This is a genomic window from Constrictibacter sp. MBR-5, assembly GCF_040549485.1.
Classification (GTDB): Bacteria; Pseudomonadota; Alphaproteobacteria; order JAJUGE01; family JAJUGE01; genus Constrictibacter.
Window position 1 is genome coordinate 146457 of the sequence record NZ_JBEPTK010000003.1, and the last position, 19090, is coordinate 165546.

The window sequence follows — 19090 nt, forward strand, 5'->3', positions numbered from 1 at the left end:
TGACGCACTGGAACCAACTGCGCTGGTTCCCGTTGGCCACGCGCTTCATCTTCATCCGCGAGGCTTTCCGTGAGCGCTCATCCTTCAGTCACGCCTTCTGCCGACCGTGTATCGAGGGCGCCGCGGCGGGCGCGGATCGAGAGCGGGAGGCCATTTCCCCTAGGCGCGACCTGGGACGGGCGCGGGGTGAACTTCGCGCTGTTCTCCGCCAACGCGACGAAGGTCGAACTCTGCCTGTTCGACCTGCTCGGCGAGCGCGAAATCGAGCGGATCGAACTGCCGGAATACACGAACGAGATCTATCACGGCTATCGGCCCGAGGCACGGCCCGGGCAGGTCTACGGCTATCGCGTGCACGGGCCGTACGAGCCCGAGGCCGGCCATCGGTTCAACCCGAACAAGCTGCTGCTCGACCCCTACGCCAAGCAGCATGTTGGCGCGGTGAAGTGGGACCCGGCGCTGTTCGGCTACACGATCGGCTCGCCGGACGGCGACCTGTCCTTCGACGAGCGCGACAGTGCGGCCTTCATGCCGAAGGCGCGCGTCGTCGACGAGGCCTTCACCTGGGGCGACGAGCGCCGGCCGGCGGTGCCGTGGGAGCGGACGATCTTCTACGAGACGCACGTCAAGGGCTTCACCCAACGTCACCCCTCGGTCGGCGAGTTCGAGCGCGGCAAGTTCGCGGGGCTGATGAACCCGGACGTGCTCGCCTACCTGCGCAGCCTTGGCGTCACATCCGTCGAGTTCCTGCCGGTGCATTCCTTCGTCGACGACAGCTATCTCGTCGAGAAGGGCCTTCGGAATTACTGGGGCTACAATACGCTGGGCTTCTTCGCACCCGACCCGCGCTATCTCGCCAGCCCCTTCGTCAACGAGTTCAAGGAGATGGTCGCCGCCTTCCACCATGCCGGCCTGGAGGTGATCCTCGACGTCGTCTACAACCACACCGCCGAAGGCAACGAGAACGGCCCGACCCTCTCGTTCAAGGGCATCGACAACGCGACCTACTACCGCCTGCTGCCCGACCAGAAGCGCTACTACATCAACGACACCGGCACCGGCAACACGGTGAACACCAGCCATCCGCGCGTCATGCAGATGGTCATGGACAGCCTGCGCTACTGGGCCGGAACCATGCGCGTCGACGGCTTCCGCTTCGACCTCGCGACCATCCTGGCGCGCGAGCCGGCCGGCTTCTCGGAGGAATCGAGCTTCCTGCACGCCTGCCAGCAGGACCCGCTGCTCAGCCAGGTGAAGCTGGTCGCCGAACCGTGGGACTGCGGTCCGGGGGGCTATCAGGTCGGTCGGTTCCCGCCGGGCTGGGCCGAATGGAACGACGGATATCGCGACACCATCCGCGCCTTCTGGCGCGGTGACGAAGGCCAGATCCCGGCGGTCGCCAGCAAGATCAGCGCCTCGGCCGACCTGTTCGACACGCGCGGTCGCAAGCCCTGGGCCTCGGTCAACTTCCTGACCGCGCACGACGGCTTCACCCTGCACGATCTCGTCTGCTTCAACGATAAGCACAACGAGGCCAACGGCGAGGACAATCGCGACGGCCACTCGCACAACCTGTCGTACAATTACGGCGTCGAGGGACCGTCCGACGACCCGGACCTGAATGCGCTGCGCTTCCGGCAGCTGCGGAATTTCTTCGCCACGCTGATGTTCTCGCGCGGCACGCCGATGATCCTGGCGGGTGACGAGTTCGCACGCACCCAGGGCGGCAACAACAACGCCTATGCCCAGGACAACGAGATCGGCTGGATCGACTGGAACGTGACCGGCGAAGGGCGCGAACTCGCGCATTTCGTGCAGAAGCTGATAAAGCTGCGCCAGGCGCTGCCGATGCTGCGCCGCGGCCGGTTCCTGCGCGGCGCCTATGACGAGGCTCTGGGGGCCAAGGACGTGACATGGCTGTCGCCTTCCGGGACGGAGATGTCCGACGGCGACTGGTCCAGCGAGAGCGCGCGCTGCTTCGGCGTGCTGCTCGACGGGCGCGCGCCCTCGCACGGCATCCGCATCGTTGGCACCGATGCGACGATGCTGCTCGTACTGAACGCGCACGACGACGTGGTCAACTTCACGCTGCCGTCGGCACCGGGCGGGGCGCGCTGGCATCGCGTGGTCGATACCAACCTGCCGGCCGACGAGGACTTGGCGCCGTTCGACTTCGGCGCGGACTATATGGTGACCGGCCGTTCATTCCTGGCCTTCCTGCTGGAGCCCGACGCGAAGGACGCGACGGCCGCCGCCGCACAGCGGTCCTTCCTGCATGTCCGCGAGGCGTTCATGGAGGCGTCCGACGACCGCATCCATTTCGTCGGCGCGCCCGACCCCCGCGACGAGCCGGAATGAGGTCTGCGGCGGACGGGGTCAGTGCCGCTTCATCGGCACGACCCTGCGCGCCAGCGGCGCCTCGAAGCTGACGGGCGCCGATTCCATGTGCGTATCGACCAGGCAGTCGACGAAGCAGCGGGCGAGCTTGAAGCCGCTGGAGCGTGGCCCGGTCATCGCGGTGATGGAGTGGACGCGGGCGGTCAGGTCCGGGCGCAGCGCACGGAGGCGGCCGGCGGCGACGGTCTTCTGTGCCACGTGATCCGGCAGGTAGCCGATGTTGCGGCCGGACATGATCAGCGTCAGCTGCGCGTGGGCGCCGAGGCCGATGTCGCCGCGGGTGGCGGCGTTGCGCGTGCGCTCCGGGTGGAAATACTCGAAGTGGCCGCGGTTGCAGTAGGCGGCGCTCTCGATCTGCTCGGCGGTCAGGTCAGCGTCGGGGATATCGAACAGCTGGTGACCGCGACCGCAGTAGATCGCCGCCGCCTCGTCGAACAGATGCTCGACGTTCAGCTGCGGGAAGCGGTCGTTGACGAGGCCGATGCCCACATGCATCAGCCCGTCCGCCACGCGGCCGGTCATCTGGAAGCCGGGCATGATCTCCACCCGGAACCGCACGCTCGGATAGTAGTCCGAGAAGCGGCTGACCGCCTCGGCGATGCGTGAACTGGGATTGTCGACGATCTGGTCCTGGATCCCGACCGTGAGTTCGTGGCCGGCGCCCTCGTTCAGGGTCGAGGCCTGCTGCCTGAACTGCTCGACCGAGGCGAACAGCTCCTTCGCGGCCTGGTAGACGATCTCGCCTTCGTGGAAGAGCTTGAAGCCCTTGGGCCCGCGCTGGCACAGCTTGGTGCCGAGCCGGACCTCGAGCGACTTCAGATATTCGCTCAGCATCGACTGCGAGAGATTGAGGCTCGCCTGGGCGGCCGTGAAGCTGCCTTCCTCCACGATGGCGCAGAAGCAGCGCAGCAGTTTCAGATCGATGTCGTAGATCTGGGTGAGATTCGACACGGATCGTTGTCTCCCGTTCCGCGGGCCGACGAACGAATGACCGGTTAGCAACCTCCGTACCAATTTGTCGCAGGGCAGTTTTCCGAACTGCACGGGCCGTTGGCGGCTGATTTTTTGGACAGCTGCCCACCATCGGGTCCGCCCGTTCCTGATCGACGCTTCTTGCATTGCCGATGGTTCGGGCGGACCCGGGCCGTCTAGCTTCGGTGGCGCACGCAGGCGGAGCGATCCCGATGGCCAAGCCCTTCCACCTCGCCTGGTTCATGAACTTCTCGGTCGACGAGTGGAACGGCACCTTCTCGGCCGGCGGCAACCCGTGGTCGGGCGCGTTCTACGTCGACATGGCGCGGGCGATGGAGCGGGCCTGCTTCGACTACATCATGCTCGAAGACACGCTGATGATCTCCGACGCCTATGGCGGGACCATGGAGGCGTATCTGAAATACGCCCTGATGGGCCCGAAATGCGATCCGGCACCGCTGGCGGCGCTGATCGGCAGCCGGACGTCCCGCATGGGCGTGGTCGCGACGCTGTCGACGATGGCCTACCCGCCCTTCATGCTCGCCCGGCTGTGCGCGACGCTCGACACCATGTCGGGCGGCCGTTTCGGCTGGAACATCGTGACCAGCGGCGAGGACCTGGCGGCGCAGAATTTCGGCATGGACGAACTGCCGCCGCGCCAGCAGCGCTACGACATGGCCGACGAATATGTCGAGCTCTGCAAGCAGCTCTGGGCCAGCTGGGACCCTGACGCGGTCGTTCTCGACCGCGAGACCGACACTTATGCCGACTACCGCAAGGTCCGGCCGATCAACTTCAAGGGCCGCTTCTACAGCTGCCGCGGGCCGCTGAACTGCGTCCCGGGACCGCAGGGCGGCCGACCTTCGTGCAGGCCGGCGGCTCGCCGCGCGGTCGGCAGTTCGCCGCGGAAACGGCCGACTGCATCATCGCCGCCGCCACCGGCACCGCCGCGATGAAGGAACATCGCGACGACGTGCGCGCCAGGGCCGCCGCCGCCGGACGCAACCCCGACGACGTCAAGGTGCTGTTCATCGTGACACCGGTGCTGGCCGAGACCGAGGCCGCAGCCCAGGCGCGGCTCGACCGCTTCATCGCCACGCCCGCCTACTACGCCAAGATGCTGGCCTCGATCAGTTCGGTCACCGACATCGACTTCCAGCCCTTCGACCTCGACAGGGAGCTGCCGCACCTCACGACCAACGGCGAGCAGGGGTCGCTGGACGCCTTCGCCCAGTGGGGCAGGGGCAAGACCCTGCGCCAGCTCGTGATCGACCGGGCGACCCGCGGCCTGGGCGGCGTGGTGGGCACCCCGGACAGCGTCGCCGACCGGCTGGGCGAGGTGATGGAGGAGGTCGGCGGCGACGGCTTCCTGATCTCCTCGCCGTTCCAGAAGGTCAGCCGCGAATACGTCCTGCAGGTGTGCGAGGGCCTGGTGCCGGCGCTGCAGCGGCGCGGCCTGACCCGCACCGCCTACCAGGGCACCCAGCTGCGCGAGGTCCTGCGCGAGTTCTGAGCCGAACCACCCCTTTCCTTCCGGAGGTCTCCAGCATGCCCAAGCGCTTCCATCTCGGCTGGTTCATGAACTTCGCCGTCGACGAGTGGAACCGGCCGTTCGCCGCCGGGGGAAAGCCGTGGGACGGCGGCTTCTACATCGACATGGCGAAGGCGATGGAGCGCGCCTGCTTCGACTACATCATGCTCGAAGACACGCTGATGATCTCGGAGACCTACAAGGGCACCGCCGAGGCCTATCTGAAGTACAACATCATGGGGCCGAAGGGCGATCCGTCGCCGATGGCGGCGCTGATCGGCAGCCAGACGAAGAATCTCGGGGTGGTGGCGACATTCTCCACCATGGCCTATCCGCCGTTCATGCTGGCGCGCCTCTGCGCCACCCTGGACAACATGTGTGGCGGCCGCTTCGGCTGGAACATCGTCACAAGCGGCGAGAATCTGGCGGCACAGAATTTCGGCCTCGACGAACTGCCGCCGCGGCAGAACCGCTACGACATGGCCGACGAGTATGTGGAACTCTGCCGGCAGCTCTGGGGCAGCTGGGACCAGGACGCGGTGGTGCTCGACCGCGAGACCGACACCTATGCCGACTACCGCAAGGTCCGGCCGATCAACTTCGTCGGCAAATACTACAAGTGTCGCGGGCCGCTGAACTGCGTGCCGCCGATCCAGGGCCGCCCCGCCTTCGTGCAGGCCGGCGGGTCGCCGCGCGGCCGGCAGTTCGCGGCCGAGACGGCCGACAGCATCATCGCCCCCTCCTCGGGCGTCGCCGGCATCAAGGCCTATCGCGACGACGTGCGGGCACGCGCCGTGGCGGCGGGACGCGACCCGGACGAGATCAAGGTGCTGTTCGTCTGCGCGCCCGTGCTCGGCGTGACCGAGGCGGAGGCGCACGCCAAGCTCGCGGCGATCGCCGCCCACCCCAGCTACATCGACAGGGTACTGGCCGGGATCAGCTCGATCACCGACATCGACTTCTCGGCGTTCGACCTGGACAAGGAACTGCCGCACCTCACGACCAACGGCGAGCAGGGGTCGCTCGACGCCTTCGCGCGCTTCGGCAACGGCCAGACGCTGCGCGAGCGCTGCATGGAGCAGGTCAACCGCGGCCTGGAGGGACTGGTCGGCACGCCCGACCAAGTGGCGGACCGGATGGGCGAGATCATGGAGGAGGTCGGCGGCGACGGCTTCCTGATCACACGGCCCTACACGACCAACATCAACCGCCGCTACATCCTGGAGATCTGCGAAGGGCTGGTGCCGGCACTGCAGCGGCGCAGCCTGACGCGCACCCAGTACACGAAGTCCACCCTGCGCGAGACGCTGCGGGAGTTCTGAGCGGGACGGCCTGGAAGCGGAGGGCGATCATGGATCTTTCGGTGCTCGACCAGTCGATGATCGTCGCGGGGCGCAGCCCGGCCGAGGCGATCCGCGAGACCGTCGCACTGGCCCGGACCTGCGAGGCGATGGGCTACCGCCGCTTCTGGGTGTCGGAGCATCACGGCAGTCCCGGCATAGCCGGGTCGGCGCCAGAGGTGCTGCTGGGCGCGCTGGCCGTGGCGACGCGGTGCATCCGCATCGGCAGCGCCGGCGTGATGTTGCCGCACTACGCGCCGCTGAAGGTGGCGGAACAGTTCCGGGTGCTCGACGCGCTGGCGCCGGGGCGGGTCGACCTCGGTCTCGGCCGCGGGCCGGGCGCCGACCGGCAGACCGCCTATGCGCTGAAGCCCGCGGCGCTCGACAATCCCATGGCGATGTTCGCCATGGACACCTTCCCGTCCGACGTCGCCGATACCGTGGCGTGGGCGACCGGCGAGGGGCCGGACGACGGCAGCCCCTTCGCCGGGGTCGCGGCACAGCCGCGCGGGATCACGGCACCGGAGCCTTGGATCGTCGGCAGCACCGTCTACACGGGCCGGCTGGCCGGCGAACTGGGCCTGCCCTACTGCGTCGCGCACTTCTTCGACGACGGCGCCGGTGCGGCGGAGGCGGTCGGCGCCTATCGCAGCGCCTTCGTGCCCGGCGCCCGGTTGGAAGCGCCGCATCTGGCGCTCTGCGTGTGGGCACTGGCGGCACCGACGGAGACGGAAGCCGAGGCCCTGTTCGAACCCTATGCGCAGTGGCGGCTGGGGCGGGACCGCGGCCGCGCCATGCCCTTCCCGGACGGGCAGACGCCCGCGCGGGCCGGCACCGGCGATGCGCAGGCGATCGCGGCCATCCGCGCCAAGGCAATGTTCGGCGCGCCCGACCAGGTCGTCGCGGCGCTGGAGGCTTTGCAGGCGCGTTTCGCGGCGCAGGAGATGGTGGTCCTGACCACCACCCATGATGCGTCGCTGCGCCGGCGGTCCTATGCTCTCATCGCCGAGGCCGCCGGACTGGGTTGGCCGGCGGCCGGCGCGCCGGGGCGGCCCCCGGATTGCATCGCGGCGGCACCCGGCGGCAAGCTGCCGGAACGCCCGACCGCAGACGCCCTACGGAGTTGAGTTGATGACAGAAGCGACAGCCGCAGCCCCAGCACCCGTCGATCCCGGTACCTTCTGGCGCACCCTGGGATCGCGCGTCACGGGCATGACGGTGGTGACGGCCGACAGCGACGAGGGGCCGGTCGGCTTCCTCGGCCTTTCGGCGGCGCACGTGACGGCGTCGCCGCCGACCATGCTGGTCTCGATCGACAGGAAGACCTCCGCCCTGGCCGGCGTGCTGGCGCGGCGGCATTTCGCCGTGAATTTTCTCGACGCCAGTGCCGCCCATGTCGCCGAGGCGTTCGGCGGCAAGGCCGGCGTCTCCGGCGCGGACCGTTTCGTCGCCGGCGAGTGGACGACGCTGGAGACCGGGGCGCCGGTCAACAAGGCGGCACTCGGCGTCTTCGACTGCCGCGTCGACCAGATCGTGGCGCACGGCGACATTTCCATCGTCATCGGCACGGTCGTGGCGGCCACCGCGCGGCCGGACGGCGACCCGCTGGTCTTCTTCCGCGGCAAGGTGCTGAGCGGCCTCGGCGGCTGATCCACGCCCCACGTTCCGACGTTTCCATACGGCGGCCGCAGTGCATTGCGGCCGCCGTCGTCGTTTCACCGCAAGCGATGGTGCGATGCAGCGGTGAAAAAAACGGCGATCGGGTGAAGCGAAAGGCAGGATAGATTTGGGCCGGAGCGGACGATGCTTTGCCTCTTTTCGATGTTTTTCACGGCCATCGTCCGTCTAACCTTCGTCATCACGGTCGTGCTGCGGTGCGACGACGGCGGGGGCGGATCGATGAGCCACCTCCCCGAGTATGGCGGAGAGGTCCTGTATCGATGGCGGCGCGTCCGTTTCACCTCGCCTGGTTCCTCCAGGGATCCAGCATCCAGGCCTGGGGCAGCCCCTGGACCGGGAACATCAGCGAAGAGTGGATGCACCCGAGCCTGTTTCTGGACCTCGTCCGGAACATGGAACGCGCCTGCTTCGACTACATCCTGATCGAAGACTCGATCTATATCGGCCAGAACTGGCAGGATTCGCGCGAGATCTTCCTGAAGAACGGCATGTCCGTGCCGCGCCAGGAGCCGTCGATCGTGGCGGCGCTGATGGCGGCGGCGACCACGCGGCTCGGCATCGTGCCGACCCTCTCGACCTTCGCCTACCATCCCTACCTGACGGCGCGGATCGTCGGCACGCTCGACCAGGTGTCCCTGGGCCGCGGCGGCTGGAACATGGTGACGGGCAGTTCCGATCTGTCGGCGCAGAATTTCGGGATGCCGCGCCTGCCCGACCATGACGACCGCTACGTCATGGCCGAGGAGTATATGCAGATCTGCAAGGGGCTGTGGGGGTCGTGGGAGCCGGGCGCCATCGTCGCCGACCGCAAGAGCCGCACCCTGATCGACCACACCAAGGTCCACACGATCGACTTCGAGGGCAAATACTACAGTTCGCGCGGCCCGCTGAACTCCGGACCGCTGCCCAGCGGCCAGCCGGTGATCGCCCAGGCGGGCGGCTCGGTCAGCGGCAAGCGCTTCGCCGCGAAGTATGCCGATACGGTCGTGGCCGCACCGCGCGGCATCGCCGCGATGAAGGCCTATCGCGACGACGTACGGGCCGAGGCGGTCGCCGCTGGCCGCAACCCGGACGACTGCAAGATCCTGTTCCTCTGCTCGCCGATCGTCGCGGAGACCATGGCGGAGGCCGAGACGCGTGCCGCGGGGCGGGCGACCGCCGCCGCGGCGAACGTCGACATGCGGCTCGCCCAGATCGGCTGGAGTACGAACATCGATTTCTCCGGCCACGACCTGGACGCGCCGGTCGGCGAACTCACCACGAACGGCCATCAGTCGAGCCTCGCCATGTTCGTCGCCAAGTCGGGCGGCAAGACCCTGCGCGAGGCGGCCATCGCCTACAGCAGCCAGGGCTACTGCATCGATGCGGTCGGCACCCCGGACGCCGTCGCGAGCCAGATGGCGGAGGCGATGGAGGAGGTCGGCGGCGACGGCTTCCTGATCGTCCTGCCGGACGTCAGCCGCCGTTCGGTCGCCACCATCGTCGACGGCCTCGTGCCGGAACTGCAGCAGCGCGGGCTGACGCGCCGCGCCTACTCGCACGCCCTGCTGCGCGACAACCTGCTGGAGTTCTGAGACGGGCGAACGGGCCGCGACCGAGAGACCGCCGCAATAAGAAAAGTCGAGTTGGGGAGCGCCCCGGAGATCATCCAACCCTGCAATCTCTGGAGACGCAAGACGATGGGTAAAGCCGGACGTTTTGGCGCGGTCGCCGCGGCGGTGGTCATCATCGGCGCCGGCTCGGCTCTCCTCGGCGCCAGTGCCGCGGCCGAGACGCTGAAGCTGGGTAACGAGGGCGTCTATCCGCCGTTCAGCATGGTCGATGCCAAGGGCGAACTGACCGGCTTCGAACCGATCTCGCCCGCGAGATGCACCTTCACGACCCTGCGCAAGAAGTATCTCAGCGTTCCGATCCTCGCGGCCGATCAGGCCTGCGCCGAGAAGTCCGGCTGACCACCGCCGCCGCGCCCCACGCGCGCCGCCCGCATTCCATCCCCGCCTGACCGTTCCAGCCCGACCTTTCCAGGGAGCCACGAGACGATGACGCATCTCCAACACCTGTTCCTGCGCCGAGCGACAGGCGCCGCCGCCCTCGCCTTGGCCGTCACTCTGGGCGGATCGCTGCCGGGGCAGGCCGCGGCGGAGACGCTGAAGCTCGGCAACGAGGGCACCTACCCGCCGTTCAGCATGGTCGATGCCAAGGGCGAGCTGACCGGGTTCGAGGTCGATCTGGCGCGGGCGATGTGCGCGCGCATGAAGGTGGAGTGCGAGTTCACCGTCATGGACTTCAAGGCGCTGATCCCGTCGATGCTCCAGGGCAAGTTCGACGTGCTGGTCTCGCAGGTGTCGCCGACGCCGGAGCGCATCGCCAAGCTCGAGTTCAGCATGCCCGTCGTCTACAACCCGCAGGCCTTCGTCATGCGCAAGGGCGTCGTCACGACCTTCAGCAAGGAGGCGCTGGCCGGCAAGGGCATCCGGCTCGCCATGCAGCGCGGCGGTGCCGGCATCCCCTACATCAACAAGCATTTCGACGGCGTCTTCAAGCACGTCTACTACGACAATCCCGACCAGATGCGGCTCGACATGCTCGCCGGCCGGCTCGAAGGCGTCTTCGGCGCGAAGATCAACTGGACGCGCGAGCTGATGGATACGCCGCAGGGCAAGGACTACGAACTGGTCGGTGGCGACCACTGGATCGGCGACCCGGCCATTCCGCCCGAGAAGCGCGGGTCGAGCTGGGTGATGCGCAAGGGCGAGACGGCACTGCTCGGCCGCGTCGACACCGCGCTCAACGCGCTGATCGACGACTGCACCTTCACGGAACTGCGCAAGAAATACCTCAACGTCGCGATCCTCGTGCGTGAGGAAGCCTGCGCCGCCAAGACGAACTGAGCCGCCCGCCGCCGCCTCGCCGACAAGCCGGAGCGCCGACGCATGAGCATCAGCTACGCAGACTTCTGGGGCTACATGGCCCAGCTCGGCCAGGGCACGCTGGTGACCGTCCAGCTGTTCCTGTCGGCCTTCGCCCTGTCGCTGCTGTGCGGTGTTGTGGTCGGGGTCGTGACCCTGTCGCGCAATCCGCTGATCCAGCTGGTGTGGCGCGTCTATTCCTCCTTCGTGTTCGGCGTGCCGGCGCTGCTGGTGATCTTCCTGCTCTATTACGGCGGCAGCGCGATCCTCGCCGGCATCTTTGGCATGTCGCGCTCGATCGACGTGACGCCATTCGGTGCCGGCCTGGCGGCGCTGACCCTGGTCAACGCCGCCTATATCGCGGAACTGGTGCACGGCGCGGTGCGCAACCTGCCGCGCGGCCAGTTCGAGGCCTGCGCCGCGCTGTCGATCCGGCCATGGGCCGCATGGTGGTACGTGCTGCTGCCCCAGGTGATCCGGCTGGCGCTGCCCGGCCTCGTGAACATCTGGCTGATCGTCCTGAAGGAGACGCCGCTCGTCTCGCTGGCGGGGCTCAACGACCTCGTCGCCAACGCCAAGATCGCGGCCGGCGCCACGAAGGAGCCCTTCATCTTCTTCATCGCCGCAGCCCTGTTCTTCATCGTGGTGAGCGCGCTGACCATGCCGCTGTCGCGGCGGCTCGAGACCCGCTTCGGCCGCGGCCAGGCACCGGGGCGGGCATGAGCGGGCTCCCCTTCGATCCCGCGCTGGCATGGGAGAACCTGCCGGCGATGCTGGACGGCCTGCTGACGACGATCCTGATCACGATCGCGGTGCTCGTGCCGGGGCTGTTCCTCGCGGTGCTGATCGCGCTTGCCCGCATGTCGCGCCGGCGCCTCCTCGCCTGGCCGGCGGCCGTCTTCGTCGTCTTCTTCCGCGGCACGCCGCTGCTGATCCTCCTCTATCTCGTCTATTACGGCTTCGGGCAGATCCAGGTGCTGCGCGACGGGCCGCTCTGGGTGATCTTCGGCAACGCCTTCGCCTGCGCGGTCATCGCGCTGACGCTCAACCACGTCGCCTTCCTGGTCGACATCGTCCGCGGCGCGGTGCAGGCGGTGCCGGCCGGTCTGACCGAGGCGTCGGCGGCACTCGGCATCTCCCGGCGTGACACCTTCCGCTGGATCCAGCTGCCGCTCGCCGCCCGCTACGGCATGAAGGCCTATCAGAACGAGGTCATCATGTTCACCAAGGCGACCGCGGTGATCAGCGTCGTCACCATCGTCGACCTCACCGCGGTCGCCAACGAGGTCTTCGAACTCACCTACGACCCGTTCACGCCGATGCTGACCGCGGCGCTGCTCTACTGGCTGCTCGTCAACGTCATCCGCCAGGTCTTCCGCCTGATCGACCTCAGGCTCAACCGTCACATCGCCGTGCACGAGACGCGCGCCGCCAGCCGGGATGCAGGCCCTCAGGCCGCAACCGCATCCGCTCCCCCGCGCCCGGCGCGCTTCGCGGCGATCCGCGGCATCGGCCGCCGCGGCAAGGAGGCTGCATTTTGACCGCCAGCGCAGGCCACGCGATCGCCGTCACGATGACCGGCATCGAGAAATATTACGGCAGCTTCCGCGCCCTGAACGGCATCGACCTGGAGGTGCGGCGCGGCGAGAAGATCGTCATCTGCGGACCCTCGGGGTCGGGCAAGTCGACGCTGATCCGCTGCATCAACCGGCTGGAGCCGCACGACCGCGGCCGGATCGTCGTGAACGGCATCGAGGCCGACGGCTCGCCCGGCTCGACCCAGGACATCCGCATCGAATGCGGCATGGTGTTCCAGCAGTTCAACCTGTTCCCGCACCTGACCATCCTGCAGAACTGCATGCTGGCGCCGCAGTTGAGCCGCGGCGTGACCAAGCCGGTGGCCGAGGCCCTGGCGCGGCGCTATCTGGAGCGGGTGCAGGTTGGCGAGCAGGCCGACAAATATCCCAGTCAGCTCTCCGGCGGCCAGCAGCAGCGCGTCGCCATCGCCCGCGCGCTCTGCATGGAGCCGCCGATCATGCTGTTCGACGAACCGACCTCGGCGCTCGACCCGGAGATGATCCACGAGGTGCTCGCGGTGATGGAGGAACTGGCCGGCGACGGCCGGACGATGATCGTCGTCACCCACGAAATGGGCTTCGCCCGCCGCGTGGCGAACCGCTGCATCTTCATGGACAAGGGCGAGATCGTCGAGGAGGCGCCCGCCCAGGCCTTCTTCGAGAACCCCCGCAGCGACCGCCTCAAGACCTTCCTCGCCCAGATCCTGCACTGAGCGGCGCAACTCCCCGCGCTGGCCGTCCGAGTGGTTCAGGATCGGGCGACGCTATGGGCGCCCTGTTCGCCGAGCGCCCTATGGACCTTGTCGGCGATGGCCTCGTCGATATCGGCTGAAACCTGCACCTGTCCGTGCAAAGGCGCGTCGCCGCGCGCCGGGGTTCCCGGCTGCTCCGCCGCCGCGTCCGCGCCGCCGATCGCCGCGCCCGACGTGTTCTCGTCCGATGCCGCCTCGATAAAGACATCGGTCCGCTCGATGCCGTATTCCTGCACGAGATGCTCGACCGCGAGATCTGCTGCACGCCGTGTCTCGAACCGGGCTTTGATCGTCTGTCCCATAACGCGTCCTTGCCGAAGGTGTGACGGGCGGGATCGCCGTCGTCCCCGAGACAACAAGGAGAGCGCTTCCGGGTTCATCCGCCGCGAAGGTCGGAACCCGTCGGTCCCGCGACCTCGACGCCGTAAACCTCAAGCGCCGCTTCCGGGGACACGATGCCGTCGCGCACGTCGCGGAGCACCGCGCCTCGGCTGCGTTTCCGCGGGTCGCCCCAGCCGCCGCCGCCGGGTGCGCGGACGGTGACGCGCTTCGGGCCGAGCGTCTGCATGCAGTACTGCGCCGTCTCGATCTCGGCCCCGGAGGCGAGGTCGTAGACGTGCAGTTCGCCCTTCGCGCCGCTGCCGCCGCCGACCACGCCGTAGCCGGTCGGCTTGCGCGCGCCCTCGCCGCGCACCGAATGCTCGGTCACCGCGTCCACCTCGACCTCGTAGTCGACGCCGCAGCCGCCGCGATATTCGCCGGGGCCGGCGGCGTCGCGGCGGAATTCCTGGCGGTGGATGCGGCAGGGATAGGACTGCTCGTAGGTCTCGACGTTGGGGATGGTCATGCCGCCCAGGGTGGCCTGGTGGCTGGTGCTGGGGAAGCCGTCGCGGCCCTTGACGGCACCGCCGCCGGACGAGGCGTGCCAGTGGTACATGACGAAGACGCGCCCCGCCCGCGCCGCACCAGCCGAGATCGTGTAGGCCATCTTGCCCCAGCCGGCGCAGGCGCGGTCGGAATCGACCTGGGCCAGCGCCCGCCAGCAGGCGTTCATGATGTCGATGGCCGGATAGACGGTGTTCATGGTCATCGGCGCCGGGGGCCGGGCGTTCACCACCGTGCCTTCGGGCGCCAGCACCTTCACCGCGCGGTAGGTCCCCTCGTTGCGCGGGATCGACTTGTCGAAGAAGGCCGACAACGCGACGTAGACGGCCGAGTGGGTGTTGGCGATGCCGCTGTTCTTGAAGCCCCGGATCTGCGGCGACGTGCCCACGAAATCCACGGTCAGGGTGTCGCCGGCGATGGTGATCGTCGCCCGGGTCTCGACGTCGACGCTCCGGAAGCAGTCGGTGTCGCTGACGTCGCTGCCGGTCCAGGTACCGTCGGGCATGGCGGCGATCGCCTGGCGCATGCTGCGCTCGCCATAGGCCAGCACGGCGTCGAGATAGGCCGCGGCGCGGTCGGCGCCGAGCTGCGCGATGAGGGCGGCGAAGCGTTCGGCACCGATGCGGGTCGACCCCAGCATGGCGCCGAGGTCGCCCTCCATCAGGTCCGGGCAGCGCGAGTTCAGCAGCAGGAAGCGCCAGAGGTCGTCGCGCAGTTCGCCGCGGTCGACGAGCTTCAGCACCGGCAGGCGGATGCCCTCGTGGAAGATCTCGGTCGCCGCGGCGTTGTAGGTGCCGGCCGCGCCGCCGCCGATGTCCGACTGGTGCGCCCGGTTCGTGCAGAAGCCGGCCAGCACGTCGCCTGCGAAGACCGGGCGGATGATCGTCCAGTCGGGGAGGTGATTGCCGCCGGCAACGTAGGGATCGCTCAGGATGAAGACGTCCTCGGGCGCGATATCCCGATCGAAGTCGCGCAGCACGGCGCGCACCGCGAAGCCGCCGCCGCCGGAATGGATCGGCAGGCCGTCCGCCTGGGCGACGGTCTCGCCGCGCGCGTTGCTGAGGAAGCAGGAGAAGTCGTGGCTCTGGCTGAAGATCGGGCTGCGCGCGGTGCGCGTCATGACCATGCCCATCTGCAGGCTGATATGGTCGAGCTGGCGCTGGACGATGGCCAGCAGGACCGGATCGTCGACCGGCGAAGAGGTGGTCGCCGTCTGGTCTGTCGGGGATGCGGTGGTCATGCGCGCAGCTCCTTGGTCGCCGCCATGTCGACGGATCGGCCGTCCGCGGCGATCGCCACACCGTAGATGTCCCGCGCGGCGGCGAGACTGACGAGGCCGCCGCGCACGTCGCGCAGCACGGCCGAGGGTTCGCGCAGCTTCGGGTCGCCATAGCCGCCGCCGGCGGTCCCTTCGACGATGGCGCGCATCGGGCCGACATAGCGCACGTCGTAATGCGGCATCGCTTCGAACGGGCCGCCGTTCTCGGCGACGCGGAGCGACCCCTTGGCGCCCTCCATGCCGCCGTTGGTGCCGAAGCCCGTGGGTTTGCCGATGCCCTCGGCGCGGATCGAATGCTGGGTCGGCACGAAGATCTCAGCCTCGTAGTCGACAGAGGCGCCGCCGCGATACTGGCCGGGGCCGCCCGCGTCGCAGCGCAGTTCCTGTCTGTCGATGCGCACCGGATAGGTCTGCTCGTAGAGCTCGACGTTCGGCAGCGTCAGGCCGCCCAGCGTCGTGAACTGGCCGGAACATTCGAAACCGTCGCGGCCGAGCACCGCACCGCCGCCGGGCGAGGCGTGCCAGTGATACATGACGAAGACGCGGCCGTCGGGCGCGTTGCCGGCCGAGACGCCGTAGGAGACCTTGCCCCAGCCGGCGCAGGCGCGCTCCGGCATCGCCTGGGCGAGCGCCTTCCAGCAGGCGTTGGCGATGTCCTGGGTCGGGTAGACGGTGTTCATCGTCACCGGCGCCGGCGGCAGGGCGTTCACCACGGTGCCCGGCGGCGCCACGATCGACACGGGACGATAGCTGCCCTCGTTGCGCGGCATGTCGCTGCGGAAGAAGGACGACACCGCGAGATAGACCGCGGAGTGCGTCTGCGGCATGCAGGAGTTCTTGAACCCCTTGATCTGCGGCGACGAGCCGGTGAAATCGAAGTGCAGCGTGTCGCCGGCGATGGTCAGCTTCACCGTGTGGACGACGTCGACGATCTCGAAACAGTCTGTGTCGCTGACGTCCTCGCCGTAATAGACGCCGTCGGGCAGCTTCGCGATCTCGGCGCGCATCGCCCGCTCGGCATAGTCGAGCACGGCGTCGAAATAGGCGGCCGCCCGCGCGCCGCCCAGGTCTTCGAGGATCGCCTGGACCCGCTCGGCACCGATGCGCGTCGAGCCGATCATCGCGCCGAGGTCGCCCTCCATCAGGTCGGGACAGCGCGAGTTGAGCAGTAGCAGGCGCCAATAGTCGGTGCGTATCCGGCCGCGGTCGATCAGCTTCATCACCGGCAGGCGTATGCCTTCGTGGAAGATTTCCGTCGCCGCCGCGTTGTAGGTGCCGGCCGCGCCGCCGCCGATGTCGGACTGGTGCGCGCGGTTGCAGGCGAAGGCGGTCAGCACGCCGTCGAGGAAGACGGGCCGGATGATCGTCCAGTCGGGCAGGTGGTTGCCGCCGGCGACATAGGGATCGCTGAGGATGAAGACGTCCTCCTCGAAGATCCGGCCGGCGAAATCCTTCAGCACGGCTCGCGCCGCGAAAGCGCCGCCGCCGGTGTGCGCCGGGATGCCGTCCGCCTGGGCCAGAAGCTGGCCGGTCGACGAACAGAGGAAACAGGAGAAGTCGTGGCTCTGGCTGAAGATCGGGCTGCGCGCCGTCCGCGTCATCACCCGGCCCATGTGCAGGGTGATGTGGTCGAGCTGCTTCTGGACGATCGCGAAGAGGACCGGGTCGAAGGCCGGTTCGCCGCTCCCGCTCATGCGGCGCCTCCCTGGGCGAGGGTGACCAGATAGTTGTCGGCGCCGGTCACCGTCAGCGTATCGCCGGTGCCGACCAGGATGGTGGTCGTCGCTTCCTCGACGATGGCGGGGCCGACGAAGCTCTGGCCGGGCCGCAGGACGGTGCCGTCGTAGATGGCGACGTCGGCGAAGCCGGTCGCCTCGTCGATCCACACGGCGCGACGGGCGACTGGCTGCGGCGCCGCGGTCGAGCCGGCAGGCGGCTCCAGCGTGAGCGCCGGCAGGCGGCCGATGCCGGCGAGGCGCAGGTTCACGATCTCGATCTGGCCGCCCGGCTGCACGTAACCGTAGAGGCGGCGATAGACCGTCTCGAAGGCGGCGCGGACGGCGGCCGGATCGCTCGACTCGCAGTCGACGGCGACCGTCCACTGCTGGCCGACATAGCGCAGGTCGTAGCCGCGGACATAGGTGGCGGCCGCACCGGCGAAGCCCTCGCGGGCGAGTACCGCCGCCGCACCCGCCTCCAATTCGCCGAACGCCGTGTCGATGGCGTAGCGGCCGGATGCCTCGGGATCGTCGAGGTCGTGCAGCCAGGAGCGGAGATAGTCGTGCCTGATGTCGGCGTTGCACATGCCGAAGGCGCAGAAGACACCGGCCAGCCGCGGCACGTAGAGGCCGGCGCAGCCGAGCGCCTTCGCCGCCGGCGCGCCGTGCAGCGGTCCGGCGCCGCCCGCGGCGACCAGGGTGAAGAGGCGCGGATTGTAGCCGCGCTCGATGGAGACGCGCTCGACGGCGTGCAGGATGTTCTGCTCGACCAGCTTGATGATGCCGGCCGCGGCGTCGGCCACCGAGATGCCGAGCGGTTCAGCGACGTGGGTGCGGATCGCTGCCGTCGCCTTGTCGAGGTCGAGCGAGATGGCGCCGCCGGCATAGGGGCCGGGCTTCAGGCGGCCGAGCACGAGCTGGGCATCGGTGACCGTCGGCTTGTCGCCGCCGAGGCCGTAGGCGGCGGGGCCGGGCCGGGCGCCCGCACCCTGCGGGCCGGCGTGCATCAGCCCGGCGGAGTCGACGCGGGCGATGGTGCCGCCGCCGGCGCCGACGGTGTGGATCTCCACCGCCGGAATGGCGAGATGGTAGCCGTCGACCACGAGCTGGTCAGCCATGCCGACCGCATCGTCCTGCATCAGGGTGACGTCGCAGCTGGTGCCGCCCACCTCGATCGCGACGAGGTTGGCCGAGCCGGTGTCGCGGCCGAAGAAGCGCAGCGAGCCGACACCGGCGGCGGGACCGGACAGGATCAGCTGAACCGGCGTATGGCCGATCTCCTTCACCGAGATCGCGCCGCCGTTCGACTGGACCAGCAGCAGGCCGTTCGGCAGGCCGAGGGCGGTCAGGCGCTCGTCGAGGGCATTGAGATACGGCACGACGCGCGGCGCCACATAGGCGTTCACGACGGCGGTCGAGGTACGCTCGTACTCGCCGATGACCGGCGCCACCTCGGACGAACAGGTGACCCAGACGCCGGGCAGCGACTGCTCGACCAGCCGTTTCACGGCCTGTTCGTGTGCCGGGTTGCGATAGGCGTGCAGCAGCGCGATCGCCACCGCCTCGACCTTTTCCTCGGCGAAGACGGCGACGGCCGCGGCGACCGTCGCCGGATCGAGCGGCGTCATGACGCTGCCGTCGGCCGCGATCCGCTCGCCGACCGGCAGGCGCAGATAGCGCGGCACCAGCACGTCCGGATAGGGCGCGCGATGATCCCAGACATCCTCGCGGATGCCGCGGCGGATCTCCAGGGAATCGCGGAAGCCCGCGGTGGTCAGCAGGCCGACCGAGGCGCCCTTCTTCTCCAGCAGCGTGTTGGTGGCGATGGTCGAGCCGTGCACGAACAGGCTGGTGTCGGCGAGGAGGCCGGCGGCGTCCCGACCCACCGCCTGGGCCGCCAGGGCCACGGCGGCGAGCACGCCCTCGGTCGGGTTGCCGGGCACCGAGGGTGCCTTGAAGGCCCGCACTGTTCCGACGGCGTCGACCAGGACCAGGTCGGTGAAGGTGCCGCCGACATCGACGCCGATCCGGAAAGGCGGTGTGAGCATCG

At 68.8% G+C, this 19090-nt stretch carries 15 protein-coding genes and 1 pseudogene; 11 read left to right on the forward strand and 5 right to left on the reverse strand.

Annotated features, from left to right (window positions below):
* The first annotated feature begins 135 nt into the window (after nt 1–135).
* Nucleotides 136–2358 carry a glycogen debranching protein GlgX gene (glgX, locus tag ABIE65_RS07685; RefSeq protein WP_354077414.1) on the forward strand — a complete coding sequence of 741 codons (2223 nt, stop codon included), beginning with the start codon at nt 136–138 and terminating at the stop codon, nt 2356–2358.
* An 18-nt stretch (nt 2359–2376) separates the two neighbouring features.
* On the opposite strand, the gene ABIE65_RS07690 is transcribed toward glgX, so the two are convergent.
* On the reverse strand, nt 2377–3348 hold the full coding sequence (locus tag ABIE65_RS07690; RefSeq protein ID WP_354076839.1) for a LysR family transcriptional regulator: 972 nt from the start codon (nt 3346–3348) through the stop codon (nt 2377–2379).
* 380 nt (nt 3349–3728) lie between these two features.
* Here ABIE65_RS07690 and ABIE65_RS07695 point away from each other — a divergent pair.
* From ABIE65_RS07695 to ABIE65_RS07740, 10 genes and pseudogenes are all read left to right on the forward strand, one after another.
* Nucleotides 3729–4882, forward strand: a pseudogene (locus ABIE65_RS07695) (NtaA/DmoA family FMN-dependent monooxygenase).
* A gap of 35 nt (nt 4883–4917) precedes the next feature.
* Nucleotides 4918–6222: an NtaA/DmoA family FMN-dependent monooxygenase gene (locus ABIE65_RS07700; protein ID WP_354076841.1), complete on the forward strand. Its 1305-nt coding sequence runs from the start codon at nt 4918–4920 to the stop codon at nt 6220–6222.
* A 29-nt stretch (nt 6223–6251) separates the two neighbouring features.
* Nucleotides 6252–7367, forward strand: a complete 1116-nt coding sequence (locus ABIE65_RS07705) for an LLM class flavin-dependent oxidoreductase (RefSeq protein WP_354076843.1) — start codon at nt 6252–6254, stop codon at nt 7365–7367.
* Nucleotides 7368–7371: 4 nt separating this feature from the next.
* A complete protein-coding gene (locus ABIE65_RS07710) occupies nt 7372–7890 on the forward strand; it encodes a flavin reductase family protein (RefSeq protein ID WP_354076845.1) in 519 nt (172 codons plus the stop codon).
* A 290-nt stretch (nt 7891–8180) separates the two neighbouring features.
* A complete protein-coding gene (locus tag ABIE65_RS07715) occupies nt 8181–9494 on the forward strand; it encodes an NtaA/DmoA family FMN-dependent monooxygenase (RefSeq protein WP_354076847.1) in 1314 nt (437 codons plus the stop codon).
* Nucleotides 9495–9599: 105 nt separating this feature from the next.
* Nucleotides 9600–9872, forward strand: coding sequence for a hypothetical protein (locus ABIE65_RS07720; protein ID WP_354076848.1), 273 nt, complete (start codon nt 9600–9602; stop codon nt 9870–9872).
* 87 nt (nt 9873–9959) lie between these two features.
* Nucleotides 9960–10811, forward strand: a complete 852-nt coding sequence (locus ABIE65_RS07725; protein ID WP_354076850.1) for a transporter substrate-binding domain-containing protein — start codon at nt 9960–9962, stop codon at nt 10809–10811.
* A gap of 42 nt (nt 10812–10853) precedes the next feature.
* Complete coding sequence (locus ABIE65_RS07730; RefSeq protein ID WP_354076852.1) at nt 10854–11552, forward strand: ABC transporter permease subunit; 699 nt, start codon at nt 10854–10856, stop codon at nt 11550–11552.
* Nucleotides 11549–12370 carry an ABC transporter permease gene (locus tag ABIE65_RS07735; RefSeq protein WP_354076854.1) on the forward strand — a complete coding sequence of 274 codons (822 nt, stop codon included), beginning with the start codon at nt 11549–11551 and terminating at the stop codon, nt 12368–12370. Before ABIE65_RS07730 ends, ABIE65_RS07735 begins: the two co-directional genes overlap by 4 nt.
* Before the next feature lie 32 nt (nt 12371–12402).
* Entirely contained in the window at nt 12403–13119 is a 717-nt protein-coding gene (locus ABIE65_RS07740; protein WP_354077415.1) for an amino acid ABC transporter ATP-binding protein, read from the forward strand.
* A 35-nt stretch (nt 13120–13154) separates the two neighbouring features.
* Here ABIE65_RS07740 and ABIE65_RS07745 read toward each other — a convergent pair whose 3' ends face one another.
* The 4 genes from ABIE65_RS07745 to ABIE65_RS07760 form a co-directional block, all read right to left on the reverse strand.
* Nucleotides 13155–13394, reverse strand: coding sequence for a hypothetical protein (locus ABIE65_RS07745; RefSeq protein ID WP_354076855.1), 240 nt, complete (start codon nt 13392–13394; stop codon nt 13155–13157).
* Between the two features lie 140 nt (nt 13395–13534).
* Complete coding sequence (locus tag ABIE65_RS07750; RefSeq protein WP_354076856.1) at nt 13535–15283, reverse strand: hydantoinase B/oxoprolinase family protein; 1749 nt, start codon at nt 15281–15283, stop codon at nt 13535–13537.
* Nucleotides 15280–17016, reverse strand: coding sequence for a hydantoinase B/oxoprolinase family protein (locus tag ABIE65_RS07755; RefSeq protein WP_354076857.1), 1737 nt, complete (start codon nt 17014–17016; stop codon nt 15280–15282). Before ABIE65_RS07755 ends, ABIE65_RS07750 begins: the two co-directional genes overlap by 4 nt.
* A complete protein-coding gene (locus ABIE65_RS07760; protein WP_354076859.1) occupies nt 17013–19088 on the reverse strand; it encodes a hydantoinase/oxoprolinase family protein in 2076 nt (691 codons plus the stop codon). The genes ABIE65_RS07755 and ABIE65_RS07760 overlap by 4 nt, the downstream gene beginning before the upstream one ends.
* Between the last annotated feature and the right edge of the window lie 2 nt (nt 19089–19090).

Excerpts from the sequence above, each read along its gene's own strand:
- ABIE65_RS07700 (WP_354076841.1), top strand. The coding sequence starts at position 4,918 with ATGCCCAAGCGCTTCCATCTCGGCTGGTTCATGAACTTCGCCGTCGAC.
- ABIE65_RS07705 (WP_354076843.1), top strand. The coding sequence starts at position 6,252 with ATGGATCTTTCGGTGCTCGACCAGTCGATGATCGTCGCGGGGCGCAGC.
- ABIE65_RS07710 (WP_354076845.1), top strand. The coding sequence starts at position 7,372 with ATGACAGAAGCGACAGCCGCAGCCCCAGCACCCGTCGATCCCGGTACC.
- ABIE65_RS07715 (WP_354076847.1), top strand. The coding sequence starts at position 8,181 with ATGGCGGCGCGTCCGTTTCACCTCGCCTGGTTCCTCCAGGGATCCAGC.
- ABIE65_RS07720 (WP_354076848.1), top strand. The coding sequence starts at position 9,600 with ATGGGTAAAGCCGGACGTTTTGGCGCGGTCGCCGCGGCGGTGGTCATC.
- ABIE65_RS07725 (WP_354076850.1), top strand. The coding sequence starts at position 9,960 with ATGACGCATCTCCAACACCTGTTCCTGCGCCGAGCGACAGGCGCCGCC.
- ABIE65_RS07730 (WP_354076852.1), top strand. The coding sequence starts at position 10,854 with ATGAGCATCAGCTACGCAGACTTCTGGGGCTACATGGCCCAGCTCGGC.
- ABIE65_RS07735 (WP_354076854.1), top strand. The coding sequence starts at position 11,549 with ATGAGCGGGCTCCCCTTCGATCCCGCGCTGGCATGGGAGAACCTGCCG.
- ABIE65_RS07740 (WP_354077415.1), top strand. The coding sequence starts at position 12,403 with ATGACCGGCATCGAGAAATATTACGGCAGCTTCCGCGCCCTGAACGGC.
- ABIE65_RS07750 (WP_354076856.1), bottom strand. The coding sequence starts at position 15,283 with ATGACCACCGCATCCCCGACAGACCAGACGGCGACCACCTCTTCGCCG.
- ABIE65_RS07755 (WP_354076857.1), bottom strand. The coding sequence starts at position 17,016 with ATGAGCGGGAGCGGCGAACCGGCCTTCGACCCGGTCCTCTTCGCGATC.
- ABIE65_RS07760 (WP_354076859.1), bottom strand. The coding sequence starts at position 19,088 with ATGCTCACACCGCCTTTCCGGATCGGCGTCGATGTCGGCGGCACCTTC.